Here is a 13,163-nt window from a genome sequence, read left to right as displayed (position 1 = left end):
GGGCGAAGCGAAAGGCCGCGCTTCCGAATGCGGCCGGCTTGAGCGACCTAACCCGCATCGATCCGGTATCCAGCGCCCCGAACCGTATGGATCAGTTCACGTCCGAAACCCCGATCGATCTTGGCGCGCAACCGGCTCATGTGGCTCTCGATGATGTTGGTCTTGGGATCGAAGTGAAACGACCAGACATTCTCAAGGAGCATCGTACGCGTCACCACCTCGCCCGCGTGCAGCATCAGATATTCGAGCAGCTTCAATTCCTGCGCCTGCAAATCCACTCGCTGACCTGCACGCGTCACGTGGCGGCGGATACGGTCGAGGACAAGGTCGCCAACGGCAATCGTGGCGGCGACATCCGAGATCGGAGGACGCCGTGCGAGCGCATTGATCCGGGCAAGCAGCTCGATCGCCGCGAACGGCTTCGCCAGGTAGTCGTCGGCTCCGGCCTCAAGCCCTTCGACGCGGTCCTCGACGCCGTTCATGGCCGTCAGGAAGAGCGCCGGGGTTCGTATTCCCGCCGCCCGGATGGCCTTGAGCGCAGGCAGGCCAGCAATGCCAGGCACCATTCGATCGAGGATCAGAACGGCATATTCGCTGGAAGACGCCAGGAAGATCGCGTCCTGCCCGGTCGTACAGGCGTCGACGACATGGCCGGCGCTGCTCAGGACACGCTCTAGGTCCTCACGCGTCCCGGAATCGTCTTCAAGCAACAAGAGCTTCATTGACCGATGATCCGGTTTCGAGCCTGAGACGGCAAGTTGGGCATAATCAATCTTGTCCTCACCCGCGGCCAAGGTTGCCGCACCTAGAAGGGCACCGTGTAACCTGCCTCTAGGAGTGTGTGTCATGAAAGACGTGCGATTGATGCTGGGTCCGCTGTCCGTCGTAGCGATGAGCGGGACAGCCGCCGCGGCACCAACGAAACTGAAAGGACACCATTATGCCGCTGAGGCGAAAGTCTCTCTCGCCACGGCGCGGCAGGCCGCGCTCAAGGCGCGCCCCGGCACGATTACCGACCAGGAATTGGAAAAAGAAAAGGGCGGCAGCGGGCTGCGCTATTCCTTCGACATCACCAGCCACGGCAAGCCTTATGAGGTCGGTATCGACGCGCGAAGCGGCGTGATCCTCGAGAATGTCGCTGAGAGCAAAAATCCGGACTGACCACCATCGAGAGGCCAGCGTGATGACCAGCGTCACCGCCGGGAGGCGTGACAGAAGCATGCAGATCAGGGGGATCAGGAAGGGCGTTCAGCCTATTTTACTCGCAGCGTTGCTGGCGGGCTGCGCGCATTACGCCCCCCTCCCGCTCACGCGAGACATACCGCTCGCGCCGTCTGTTGGCGCACTGCGGGGTGCCGTCGAGGATCAAGAAGCGCTGTCGGTCGGAGACGTCGTGACGTTGGCGCTCGTCAACAACCCGGACCTGCGCGCGGCACGCCTGAAGCGGGGCATCGCCGAGGGCCAGGCGACGCAAGCCTCGATCCTCGCCAATCCGTCCCTGTCGGGCGCTTTCCTGCCTCTGCTTTCGGGAGCGGGCACTGTCCCGGCCTGGAATCTAGGACTGGCACAGGACATCAAGAACCTCGTCACCTATCGTGCCCGACGCCGCGCTGCCACTGCGAGCACCCGGCAGGTCGCGGCCGATCTCGTCTGGCAGGAATGGCAGGTCGCCGGACAGGCGCGCCAGCTTGCCACCGACATCATCGTCGGCACGCGCAGCCGCCCGACCTATGTCGCGGCCTACGATCTCCTGTCCGACCGGAACGGCAAGCTCGAGCGCGCGCTGGCGGCGCGAACCGTGACGCTCGTCACCGTCGCCCCGGACCGTGTCGCCCTTCAGGCGGCGCGGACATCGCTCAACACGCTCGACCAGACTTTGCTCTCACAGCGTCACCAGCTGAACGCCCTGCTGGGCCTGACGCCGGACGCGGTCGTGCCGCTCGCAACCGCGCCCGACCTGCCGCCGTTCGACCTTACCGCGATCCGTGCCGGGCTTGCGACCCTCCCTGATCGCCGGCCCGACCTGCTCGCGCTGCGCCTCGGCTATGCCGCCGCGGACGAGCAACTGCGTGTCGCGATCCTGTCGCAGTTTCCTGACCTGGTTCTCGGCGGTTCCGCGTCGAGCGACAGTTCGAAGGTCAGAAACGGAGGGCCGAACGTGCAGGTCGGCCTGCCCATCTTCGACCGCAACCAGGGCAATGTCGCGGTCGCGCGGGCGACGCGGGCACAGCTCCAAGCCGATTATGTGGCGCGGCTAGCGGCCGCTACCGGAGCGGTCGGCGCGCTGCTGCGGGAATATGAACAGCTTGCGGCGCAACTAGCGGTCGCGCGCCGCGATCTGCCTGCCGCCCGCATCGCCGCGGCCCGGGCGCAGGCGGCGTTCGGCGCCTCCAACATCGACGAGCGCGGCTATGTCGACCTCGTCTCCAACCGCTTCGCCAAGGAAGAGGAGATCATGACCCTGGAACTGGCGCTGTTCGATCGTCAGATCGCCATCCAGACGCTGGTCGGCGACGGCCTGCCGACGGCCGACCTGCCGCCCGAGCAAACGGGGACGGTCCGATGACCTCAATACTCAAGAGGATCTCCGCTGCCCTTCTTCTACTGCCGGTTGCAGCGTGCAGTCGAACGTCCACCACGCCCGATCCCAGCGCCACACCGACACCGAGCGTCCTCGTCGGCACCGTCGCACCTCGCCAGGGTGCGTTGCCAGCGGTCGTCACCGCCTACGGTTCCGTGGCACCGTCCGAGATCGGCACCCGCACCTTCAACGAGGCGCAACCGGGCCAGGTCACGCAGCTGTTCGTCGCGCCCGGCAGCACGGTGCAGGCCGGTCAGCCCTTGGCGACCTTCGTCACCGCGCCGACCGCGCGCAGCGCCTATGAGCAGGCGGTGAGCGCCCTCGGGGCTGCGCAGAAGGCACGCGCCAGCACCGTGCAACTGCTTACCCAGCAGCTCGCGACGACGGATCAGCTGGTGCAGGCGGACAAGGCGGTGTCTGACGCTCGCACGGCGCTCGCCGCGCTGCGGGCAGAGGGCGCCGGGGCGCCGGTCCATACCATCACGGCGCCGTTTGCCGGCGTCGTCACCGCCGTGGCCGTGGCGCAAGGGGACCGCACTGCTGCAGGCGCCACGATCCTGACCGTCGCGCGGTCGGGCGGGATCGTCGTGACCGTGGGAATCGATCCTTCGCAGCGTGGAGGCGTCGCCGTCGGCGAAGGTGCGTCGTTGAAGCGCCTGTCCGGGGGCGGCACGCTCGAGGGTCGTATCGTCCGGGTCGACGGCGCGTTGAACGCCGTGACCAAGATGGTCGACGTCGACCTGTCCTTTCCGGCGGGAGCGCTCCTGCCGGGCGAGCCGATGCAGGTCGACATCCGCACCGGCGAGGTCGGCGGATGGGTCGTGCCGCACGCGGCGGTGGTCACCGCGGGCGGTCGCCCGCGCATCTTCCAGATCCGGGGCGGCAAGGCCAAGGCGGTTCCGGTCGCCGTCCGGCTCTCGTCGGACGCCGGCGACGTGGTCGACGGCGCCCTCTCACCGCGCCTCCCGATGATCGTCGCAGGCGCCTATCAGGTCACTGACGGCGACGCGGTCCGGAGCCGATAATGCTCGAGCGTCTCCTGCGCACCCAGTCGCGCGCATTCGTCCTTTTCGGCCTGGCGCTGGCGCTCGCGGGGATCGTCGCAGCCTTATCGTTGCCGATCGGCCTTTTCCCGCAGGTGTCGTTTCCAAGGGTCGTCGTCGATCTCGATTCCGGGAGCCGCCCCGCCGATCAGACCGCGCTGACCGTCACCCGCCCCGTCGAAGAGGCGATCCGCGCCATCCCCGGCGTAAACAACGTCCGTTCCGAGACGGCGCGCGGGACGGCGCAGATCTCGATCGACTTCGGTTGGGGGCGCGAGATGATCGCGAGCACGCTGCTGGTCGACACCGCGGTCGGCCGTATCCTGCCATCCTTGCCTGCTGGCACGCAGTACAATGTCCGCCGGATGGACCCGACCGTTTTCCCGATCATCTCCTATGCCCTGGTGTCCGATACAGCGGATTCGGCCCAGCTCCAGGACTTCGCGCGACTTCAGATCACCCCGCTGCTGTCCTCGATCACCGGTCTCGCCAAGGTCGGTGTGCAGGGTGGCGACACCGCGGAGGTCGAGGTACTCGCGGACCCGCAACGGCTCGCAAGCTACGGCCTGGCGATGGCGGACCTTGCGACCGCTATCCGCAATGGCAACGTGTTGAGTGCGGTCGGGCAGGTCCAGGATCGTGGTCGGCTCTCGCTTGTCATTGCCGATCGCAGTGTTGCCAGCGCCGCGCAGGTTGGTGACATCGTCGTCAAGGCGGCCCCGGCAGGGGTTGTTCGGGTGCGGGATGTCGCGACTGTGCAGACCGGTGCCGTGCCCGTCTGGCAGCGGATCGTCGAGGACGGGAAACCCGCGGTACTGTTCAACATTTACGAGCAGCCAGACGGCAACGCGGTCCAGATCGCAAGGCAAGTGCAGGAAAAGCTGGCGGGCGTGAAGCTGCCGGCCGGGGTGAAGCTGGTCAACTGGTACGATCAGAGCGAGCTGGTGACCCAATCGGTCGCGAGCGTTCGTGACGCTGTGCTGATCGGCCTCGTGCTCGCCGCGCTGGTGCTCCTCCTGTTCCTGCGCAGCTGGCGCGTGACGCTCGTCGCCATCATCGTCGTACCGGCCACACTGGCGACCACGATGCTGGTGCTGAGCATCCTTGGCATGAGCTTCAACATCATGACCCTCGGCGGCATCGCGGCCGCGGTCGGGCTGCTGATCGACGACGTCATCGTGATGGTCGAGCATATCGCCCGACGCGCGGGCGAGATGAATTCGGGCGGAGACGTCGCTGGCAACGCTGCGGTCATCCCGGCCGCGCGCGAGTTCATGGCACCGCTGACGGGATCGAGCCTGGCGACGCTGATCGTGTTCCTGCCGCTGTCATTCCTGACCGGTGTGACCGGCGCGTTCTCCAAGGCGCTGTCAGTGACGATGGCGGCCGCGCTCGCCATTTCCTGGGCGATGACCGCTTTCGTCGTACCGGTCCTCGTGCGGTGGCTGGTGGACTTCCGCACATGGCGAGACCCCGGGGTCCCCGGCGAGGGGAGCCTGGCCGTCATTCACGACAAAGGCCTTGATCGCCTGTCGGCCCGACCGTGGCTGCTCCTTGTCATCCTCGTCCCGCTCCTGGCGGTCGGCTATATCGGCTATTCCAAGGTGCCGACGGGCTTCATGCCGAAGGTCGACGAAGGCGGCTTCGTCATGGATTACTACACCGCTCCCGGCACCTCGCTTGACGAAAGCGGGCGTCAGGTCGGTCAGATCGACCAGCTGCTTCGTGCCAATCCGGAGGTGCTGACCTTCTCGCGGCGGCTCGGCACCGGCCTCGGTGGCGATCTCGGCCAGAGCTATCACGGCGACTATTTCGTCCGGCTGAAGCCGGACCACAGCCGCCCGACCGAGGACGTGGCCGCCAGCGTCGCCGACGAAATCGGGGTCAAGGTGCCAGGCGTCCAAGTCGAGGTCGCACAACTCATCGAGGATCTGATCGGCGATCTCACGGCCGTCCCACAACCGATCGAAGTCAAGCTCTACTCGGCCGATCCGACCGTGCTCGATGCCCAGGCGAAGAAGGTCGCTGCCCTGATCGAAAGGATCGATGGCGTCGTCGAGGTGAAGGACGGCGTTCAACTGGCAGGTGACGCACTCGATGTCCGCGTCGACCCGGTCCGCGCCGGCGTGGAAGGGGTCGCGCCGTCAGACGTCGAGGCACAGCTGTCGACCGCCCTGAGCGGCACTGTCGCCACAACCCTTGCCCGGCCCGATAAGGCCATCGACGTGCGCGTCCGGCTTCCGCAGGCGATGACGATCAGCCAGTTCGGGCTCGCCCAACTGCCCATCCGTGCCACCGACGGCCATGTGTTTCCGCTGTCGCGCGTCGCATCCATCGAGGCGGTCGTCGGACAACCGCAGATCGCCCGCGAGAACCTGGAACCGATGGTGGCCGTGACCGGTCGCATTCAGGGACGCGGGATAGGTGCTGCCATCGGCGACGTGACCAAGGCCCTCAACCAGCCAGGCGTACTGGCACCCGGCATCCGCTACGAGCTGGGCGGCCTCTACCAGCAGCAGCAGATCGCCTTTGCCGGCCTCATGAAGGTGTTCGGCGCAGCCCTCGTCGCCGAGCTGGTGTTGCTCCTTGTGCTTTACCGGCGGTTCTGGTTGCCCATCATCATCATCGGCTGCTCGCTGCTGTCGACCACGGCAGTATTCACCGCCCTGTGGCTCGCAGGCGTCGACCTCAACATAACAGCGCTGATGGGCATGACGATGATCATCGGCATCGGCACCGAGATGGCGATCTTCTACGTCTCCGAATTCGAGGAGCTCTGCCACACCATGCCGCCCGTCGTCGCGACGCGCGAGGCAAGCCGCAACCGCTTGCGTCCGATCACGATGACCACGCTGGCGGCAATCCTGACGCTCCTGCCTCTCGCTCTGGCGATCGGTCAGGGCTCAGGCATCCAGCAGCCGCTCGCGATCGCGATCATCGCCGGCCTGCTGCTGCAATATCCGCTCGTTCTCTTGGCGATGCCGGTTCTCGTTCGGCTGACCCTACCCCGTTCCGACCATGGTCCTGCCATTCCAGAACAGGGAACTGCACGATGAAGAGCGTACTGACGACTGCCATCTTGGCGCTGACATCCTTCGCCGCGGCGGGGGCTGCCCCGCCGATGCCAGCGTATCGCGTCGCGGCTACGATCTCCGGTCCGGACGGCGGGGGATGGGATTACGCCCGCGTCGATTCCGTCGATCACCGCCTCTACATTGCCCGGTCGGCGTCGGTCACCGTCATTGACACCAGAGGTGAGCGGGCAGTCGGATCGATCAGCACGATCGCGCACGGTCATGCGGTCGTACCGCTTCCCGGCGGGCGCATCGTGGCAACGAGCGGCGACGATGCCTCGGTTCGCTTTTTTTCGACCTCGGATGGTCGCGAGCTGGGCCGTGTCGCCATCGGCGAAAAACCCGACGCTGCGATCGTCTCGGCTGATGGCAGGACCGGCTTTGTCATGAATGCCAAGGAAGGCGCGGTATCGATCATCGACACGACAGCGATGCGGACATTGCGCACGGTGCAGCTCAAGCCCGGCCTTGAATATGCCGCACTGACGCCGAACGGCACGCTGTTCGTCAATGACGAGGACGCAAACGAGATCGAGGTCGTCGACATCCGTCGCGGCACGGCCGCTGCGCCGATCGCCTTGCCAGGGTGCACCGAGCCATCTGGCCTCGCCTACGACGCCAAAACGGATCGCCTCATCGCCGCGTGTGCCAACGGTAAGGCGGCCATCGTCACCGGCTCGAACCGCAAACTTTCGCAGCTGGTCGACATCGCCACAGGCCCCGATGCCGTCATTCTAGATCCGCAGCGTCGCTTGGCGTTCATTCCCTGCGGCAGGGACGGAGTGCTGGACGTGTTGTCTCTCGAAGGCCCCATCGTGACGCGCGTGGGGCGTATCAAGACTGCCGCGGGTGCCCGGACGGGTGCGCTCGATCCAGACAGCGGTGCCATCTACCTGCCGACGGCGTCGTTTACCCTGCCAGCCCAACCCGGCGCCCGCCCGGTCGCAACGCCCGGCACATTCAGGGTCTTGGTCGTGAAGCCGGCGTGACGGTGAGCCGGGCAAAGGCGGCTACGCGGATTTTTGCCGCAGGCGCTCTGTTCGCATTTGGCGGAGCGCTTCTACTCGTCGTGGCGGCGTTCTTCGCGACAGGCCGGATGACGGGCTTCGACCCGGCCATCCTCCTGTGGATGCGCGAGCGCACCGGCGATCATGGTCCGCTGATCGCCATCGCCCGCGATGTGACCATGATGGGTAACAATTCGACCTTGTGGATCATGACCGCGATCGGGCTTGGGTATCTAGCGATCAGGCAACGCTGGCGGCTGTGCGCCTATCTTGCGAGCACGACCGCAGGTGGGGCCATTATCATCAGCGTTCTGAAGGCAATCGTAGACCGGCCCGGGCCGATGATTGTCGCGCATCTTGTTGATGTTCGAACGGCAGCTTCCCGAGCGGGCACGCCATGAACTCCGCTCTCGTCTATGGCTCTTTGGCGATCGTCCTGGCGGCGGAGGCTGGTGGCGGTCGTCGTGCGTTTGTCCCAACCGCCGTTGCCATGATGCTGATTTCCGCGATCGGCGCTTCACGGATCATTCTTGGCGTCCACTGGCCGACGGACGTGGCGGCTGGCTGGGCAAGCGGTCTGGGCCGGACAGCCATCGTGACGCGGGTTTTCGCTTCGACCGATGACATGATCCCGCGCCAAGCGGTTGGCCGTCCATCCGCTGGCCCATGATCAAAGACCCGACGCTGGCCGGTCATTCCAGGCGGCCAACGAGCGTGTGCACGCATTCGCGCAAGAAGACTGACGCGTCGAGGACATCAAAAATGAATGGGCTAAGCAATCTCATCGCGACGCTGGCGGGCTGGATCGTCGCCGCGATCGCTGCGACCGGATATACCGGTATCATCGGCTTGATGGCTCTCGAAAGCGCCTGCATCCCGCTGCCGTCTGAAATCATCATGCCGTTCAGCGGCTATCTGGTCTCGACCGGTCGCCTCGACCTGTGGCTGGTAGCGATTGCGGGGGCGATCGGCTGCAATCTCGGGTCGGCCCTTGCTTATGAGGCGGGGCGCCGCGGCGGCCGTCCCATGGTCGCGCGTTACGGACGCTGGCTCCTGCTCACATCCGAGGATCTCGACCGATCGGAACGGTTCTTCGACCGCTTTGGCGGTGCGGCCGTTCTGATCGGTCGGATGTTGCCAGGCATCCGCTCGTTCATCGCGCTGCCTGCGGGGATCGCCCAGATGCCAGTGCTGCGCTTTCACCTCTACACGTTCATAGGATCACTGCCCTGGTGCCTGGGATTGGCCTGTGCCTGCCAAGTGCTCGGGAGCCGCTGGAACACGGACCCGCGATTGTCGGCCTTGTTTCACAAGATTGACCTGTTCCTGCTGGGCGCGGTCGTGCTGGCAGCAATATGGTTCGTGCGGCGTCACCTGACGGGGGTGCGAGCTTCACGCGTCGCAAAAACCGAATAGAAGTCGGGGATGACCTTGGGGCCCCTCGTCTTCGATCAGAGCGGGGTGCCGCTACATTGGGACTTTGTATAATCGGCTCCAGTAGCGCCCATTCTTTGGTGACTAAGCGGTCATGATGCGCCAGACCATGCTCCTGATCCCGATGCTGCTTGCCGGTTGCGGCGGGAAGACCGCGAAGCCTCCCAAGGACGTGAAGGTCGACACGACCATCTTCCGGCCGGCTACCTTCATCGAACGCTCGATCGATAATCTCACCCGCGCGCTGATGATCGGCTGCGCGCTGGTGGCGGCGGTGCTGTTCCTGGTCACCCGTGACTGGCGGCAGGCGACAATCAGCCTCGACGCGATTCCGCTGTCGCTGCTCGGCGCGGGTCTGATGCTGCTCTGGTCGGGCGCGACGATCAACGTCATGATTATCGCCGGTCTTGTCATTGCGCTGGGCGAAGTGGTCGACGATGCGATCATCGACGTCGAGAACATCGCGCGCCGGCTGCGTCTGAACCACGAGGCGGCCGATCCGAAGCCGGCGTTCGCAGTGGTGCTGGCCGCCTCACTGGAGGTGCGCTCGGCGGTCGTCTTCGCCTCGCTGATCGTGATGCTGGTGTTCGTGCCGATCTTCTTCCTCGGCGGGGTCGCCGGCACCTTCTTCCAGCCCCTCGCCATCGCCTATGTGCTGGCGATCGGCATGTCGCTGCTGGTCGCGCTGACCGTCACGCCGGCGATGTGCCTGCTCCTGCTCCCCAACACGCCGCTGAAGGCGGAACGCGACACCCGCTTCGTCGCGGCGATGAAGCGCCGCTACGTCCGCTTCCTGCCGCGCGTAGTCGCGCGGCCGGCGATGGTGGTCGGGATCGTCGCGGGCGGGCTGCTGCTCGCCGGTTTCGGCTATGCGACGTTCAAGGACCAGTTCCTGCCCGACTTCCGCGAAGCCGACTTCTTGATGCACTTCGTGGAGAGGCCGGGCACGTCGATCGAGGCGATGGACCGGATCACGATCCGCGCGTCGAAGGAACTGCGCGCGATCCCCGGCGTCCGCAGTTTTCGGCGCGCATATCGGCCGCGCGGAACAGGCCGACGAGGTGGTCGGTCCCAACTTCACAGAACTCTGGATCAGCCTCGACGAGAATGTCGACTACGATGCTTCGGTCGCACGCATCAAGGAGGTGGGCGAGGGCTATCCCGGCCTCTACCGCGACGTGCTCACTATCGGCATCGCTTTGCCAGCGCCGCGATGCGCGATCGGTTCGCCCGCTGGCTCCATACCGGCGACAACTTCCATGCGCTCGAGGGCCTCGTGCATCTCGCCTACAGTCAGGGAAGGCACTCGGCCTTGAGCTTGATCGGCTGGCGGCCGCTCCGGCCGCCGCGGCGCAGCGGCGCATGCGTCGCACACTGACGGCAGCGTGACGCCGCTTGCTTCCTCCTCGCCCGACCTACATCGGGCGAGGATAGCGGCTTCGCTGGGAGAAGGCTTCTATTGCTTGCATCTTGTTTGGCGTATTTTGCTGTAGCTGCACAGGCATCGGTATGTCGTCGATTACGTGCGATCAGCGGTGCTCGTAATGGTCCTCGTCTTGTTCAAGTGAAAGCGCGTTCTGCAGCGGCCAGATCCTGTCCCCGCAACCACCTCTGCCGACATTCGAGTCATATTCGAGTGTCAGCTAAGATCAGAAGCACGTCTCGAAACGCTCGTGAGCGCCGCTCCGGACGTTTTGTCGTTCTCCAACCTGTGCCGCGCTTCGAGTCAGGCGAGGATCGCGCCAAATTCGCCGCGCGGCGTCGGCTTCATCTCGCCGCGTCGCTTGCCAAACCGGAGCGTCACGCGCTCGATCAGGCCGCGCGGGCGTCGGGGGCCTCGTCGCGTTCCTCCAGCTGATCCAGCGACTCGGCAAGCCGCGCGACCTTGCGCCGGTAGATATCGGCGATGTTCGGGCGAACGTCGGGCGTGTCGGTCGGCAGCGCGGCGAGGCGTGTCCGGACAGCATCTCCTTTCATCTCTAGCGCCGGGAGACGGTTGAGCAGCGCCTCCGTGCCCTTACCCTCCTCAGCCAGATCGAGGATGCCGGAGATCGCCGTGTCGATGTTCGCCAGCTCGGCGCGGTCCCCGCCCTGCGACGCGCGGCGCACATGGTTGAGCCGGTTGCTTTCGTCGACATAGGCCCGGATCGCTCCCGCCGCGACCTGGGGCGCTATCAGCTGGTCGCGCGGGCGGTCCAGCACCCGTGCTTCCGGCTTCCCGCGGCGAGGCCGCACTGGGGCTGCTCGATCGCGCGCACGACGAGATCGATCGCGTCTTCACCGACGTGATCATGCAGGGGATCAGCGGGCTCGACCTGGCGCGCGGGGTGCGCTCACGCCGGCCCGCGCTGCCCGTAACGTTGATGATCGGATACAGCCACGCGGTCGTCGCGGACAAGGACCATGGCTTCGCCCTGTTGCGCGAGCCCTACTCGCTCGAGGAGTTCGCGGCGTCCTCGCCTGACGCTGGCGCGCGTCCCAAAGGGTTAACCGCTCGTAGCCGTTGACGCTCGTCGACGCGCGGCGCAGCTTGCGCGTTCCTCTTACTCGATCGCTACGGGACATGCGCGCACCAGCCCAGCTACGACGAATCGAGCCATGTCCGCGGCGGCGACTCGTCGACGCGGTCCTGTCCGCCGCCTCGGTGGTCGCGCCGCGCGATGCGGGAGTAGGCAGGTGATCATCCGCTTCGATCCGTCTCGCGGCGCGGCGCGGGGAGCACCCCGGACGATGGTCGTTCGGGCGGGCGAGTGGACGATCGCGATCATGCGGCGCGAGTCGGTGCCGGACCGGCGCGCGGCGCGATGGGTGATCGTCGAGGCGTTCGGCTATCTCGCCGGTGACGAGGGACTCGCGTTCGCCACGCTGTTCCATGCGAGATGCTGGTTCATCTGCCGCCTCGCGCAGTCGGGGCGGTCGCTGTTGCGCGGCCAAGCCGTTTCGCGCTTGCCGGACTCGTCCGGCAGCGGGGTACGCGCGCTGCACTAGCCTTACCTTCATTCGTTGCTCTACTACTTTCGGAGTACGGCTCTCATCAAAGTAGTAAGCTACAATGTTTAGGCAGAGGCGCGCGCAGTCGAATGCTGATCTGCGCGATCGCCAAACAAGAATTGGTATCGCTTACAGCGCGGCGCTTGGATTACTCCGCCTGTCCTGATTTGGGTCAATTGTAACTTTGCCACCATTCACTTGGCAATGATCAAATTATATCACGTCGAACAGGGCGCGACAGTACATACAACGATCGTGGGGGCGGTGCGGGAGACACCGGACGATCGGCTCATAGGGGGAGCAGATGAGCGGACGTATCGGCCTGTTGATCGTATCGCCGAATGAGATCGAGGGCGAGGGACTGCGGCGACTGCTCGGGGGAGAGCGGTTCGACGTGATCGCGGTGGCACGCAGCTGCGCGGCAGCATGCGATGCCGCCGTGCCGGACCTCGTCCTGCTGCGCGCGCCGCCGGGCGAGGCGACCGCCATGTGTCGTGACGCCCGGGCGCGCTGGCCGCAGGTCCGTCTCGCCGTGATGGCGCGCGCGTGCGAGAGCGCGGCAGTCGCGGAGGCGATCCAGGCGGGAGCGGACGGCTATCTCAGCATCGAGACCTCGGTCGCGGGATTGACCGAGATGCTCAAGCTGATCGTGCTCGGCGAGAAGCTGGTGCCGTCGCAGGTCGTCAACGAGCTCGCCTCGCTGCGGCTCGAGGCCGGCACGGCGGAGCCCGAGATCGACCTGGGTGACGTCAACGTGTCCGAGCGCGAGCTCGAGATCCTGCAGGGCCTCATCCAGGGCGAACCCAATAAGGTGATCTCGCGCCGGCTCTCGATCACCGAGGCGACCGTCAAGGTCCACGTCAAGTCGATCCTGCGCAAGCTGCACGTGCTCAACCGCACCCAGGCCGCGGTCTGGGCGCTGAGCCGCGGGCTGGCCCAGCCGAGCGACGGCAACGTGTCGTCGCGCGTCGCCGCGGCGGCCGAACCGCGGACGCGCGATCGCGCGCCGACACACGAGATACGGCTCTAAGCA

The 13,163-nt window shown here is 65.9% G+C and carries 14 protein-coding genes; 12 read left to right on the top strand and 2 right to left on the bottom strand.

Annotation, left to right across the window (positions count from 1 at the left end; all coding sequences use genetic code 11):
* Window positions 1-47: 47 nt before the first annotated feature.
* Complete coding sequence (locus K7957_RS06035) at window positions 48-722, bottom strand: winged helix-turn-helix domain-containing protein (RefSeq protein WP_223011147.1); 675 nt, start codon at window positions 720-722, stop codon at window positions 48-50.
* 124 nt (window positions 723-846) lie between these two features.
* Here K7957_RS06035 and K7957_RS06030 point away from each other — a divergent pair, with 124 nt between their 5' ends.
* The 9 genes from K7957_RS06030 (at window position 847) to K7957_RS05990 (ending at window position 10,517) form a co-directional block, all read left to right on the top strand.
* Complete coding sequence (locus K7957_RS06030; RefSeq protein WP_223011000.1) at window positions 847-1,161, top strand: PepSY domain-containing protein; 315 nt, start codon at window positions 847-849, stop codon at window positions 1,159-1,161.
* A 58-nt stretch (window positions 1,162-1,219) separates the two neighbouring features.
* Window positions 1,220-2,566, top strand: coding sequence for a TolC family protein (locus K7957_RS06025; protein ID WP_223011146.1), 1,347 nt, complete (start codon window positions 1,220-1,222; stop codon window positions 2,564-2,566).
* Complete coding sequence (locus tag K7957_RS06020; RefSeq protein WP_223010999.1) at window positions 2,563-3,606, top strand: efflux RND transporter periplasmic adaptor subunit; 1,044 nt, start codon at window positions 2,563-2,565, stop codon at window positions 3,604-3,606. The genes K7957_RS06025 and K7957_RS06020 overlap by 4 nt, the downstream gene beginning before the upstream one ends.
* Window positions 3,606-6,680, top strand: coding sequence for an efflux RND transporter permease subunit (locus tag K7957_RS06015; protein ID WP_223010998.1), 3,075 nt, complete (start codon window positions 3,606-3,608; stop codon window positions 6,678-6,680). The genes K7957_RS06020 and K7957_RS06015 overlap by 1 nt, the downstream gene beginning before the upstream one ends.
* Window positions 6,677-7,687: a YncE family protein gene (locus K7957_RS06010; RefSeq protein WP_223010997.1), complete on the top strand. Its 1,011-nt coding sequence runs from the start codon at window positions 6,677-6,679 to the stop codon at window positions 7,685-7,687. Before K7957_RS06015 ends, K7957_RS06010 begins: the two co-directional genes overlap by 4 nt.
* Window positions 7,684-8,106, top strand: a complete 423-nt coding sequence (locus tag K7957_RS06005; RefSeq protein ID WP_223010996.1) for a phosphatase PAP2 family protein — start codon at window positions 7,684-7,686, stop codon at window positions 8,104-8,106. Before K7957_RS06010 ends, K7957_RS06005 begins: the two co-directional genes overlap by 4 nt.
* Entirely contained in the window at window positions 8,103-8,375 is a 273-nt protein-coding gene (locus K7957_RS06000; RefSeq protein WP_223010995.1) for a phosphatase PAP2 family protein, read from the top strand. Before K7957_RS06005 ends, K7957_RS06000 begins: the two co-directional genes overlap by 4 nt.
* On the top strand, window positions 8,372-9,121 hold the full coding sequence (locus tag K7957_RS05995; protein ID WP_343228314.1) for a DedA family protein: 750 nt from the start codon (window positions 8,372-8,374) through the stop codon (window positions 9,119-9,121). Before K7957_RS06000 ends, K7957_RS05995 begins: the two co-directional genes overlap by 4 nt.
* A gap of 115 nt (window positions 9,122-9,236) precedes the next feature.
* Window positions 9,237-10,517 carry an efflux RND transporter permease subunit gene (locus tag K7957_RS05990; protein WP_246616658.1) on the top strand — a complete coding sequence of 427 codons (1,281 nt, stop codon included), beginning with the start codon at window positions 9,237-9,239 and terminating at the stop codon, window positions 10,515-10,517.
* Window positions 10,518-10,951: 434 nt separating this feature from the next.
* Here K7957_RS05990 and K7957_RS05985 read toward each other — a convergent pair whose 3' ends face one another.
* Complete coding sequence (locus tag K7957_RS05985) at window positions 10,952-11,341, bottom strand: hypothetical protein (RefSeq protein WP_223010994.1); 390 nt, start codon at window positions 11,339-11,341, stop codon at window positions 10,952-10,954.
* Between the two features lie 2 nt (window positions 11,342-11,343).
* Between K7957_RS05985 and K7957_RS05980 the strand changes: the two genes are divergently transcribed.
* The 3 genes from K7957_RS05980 (at window position 11,344) to K7957_RS05970 (ending at window position 13,160) form a co-directional block, all read left to right on the top strand.
* Window positions 11,344-11,646 (top strand): hypothetical protein, encoded by a 303-nt coding sequence (locus K7957_RS05980; RefSeq protein ID WP_223010993.1) that lies wholly within the window; start codon window positions 11,344-11,346, stop codon window positions 11,644-11,646.
* Between the two features lie 223 nt (window positions 11,647-11,869).
* The gene (locus K7957_RS05975) at window positions 11,870-12,127 is read left to right on the top strand and encodes a hypothetical protein (RefSeq protein WP_223010992.1); all 258 of its coding nucleotides are present in this window, start codon (window positions 11,870-11,872) and stop codon (window positions 12,125-12,127) included.
* A gap of 307 nt (window positions 12,128-12,434) precedes the next feature.
* The gene (locus K7957_RS05970; protein ID WP_223010991.1) at window positions 12,435-13,160 is read left to right on the top strand and encodes a LuxR C-terminal-related transcriptional regulator; all 726 of its coding nucleotides are present in this window, start codon (window positions 12,435-12,437) and stop codon (window positions 13,158-13,160) included.
* Window positions 13,161-13,163: the final 3 nt, after the last annotated feature.

It is taken from the genome of Sphingomonas yunnanensis, assembly GCF_019898765.1.
GTDB lineage: Bacteria > Pseudomonadota > Alphaproteobacteria > Sphingomonadales > Sphingomonadaceae > Sphingomonas > Sphingomonas yunnanensis.
This window is presented reverse-complemented; position numbering and strand designations above follow the sequence as displayed.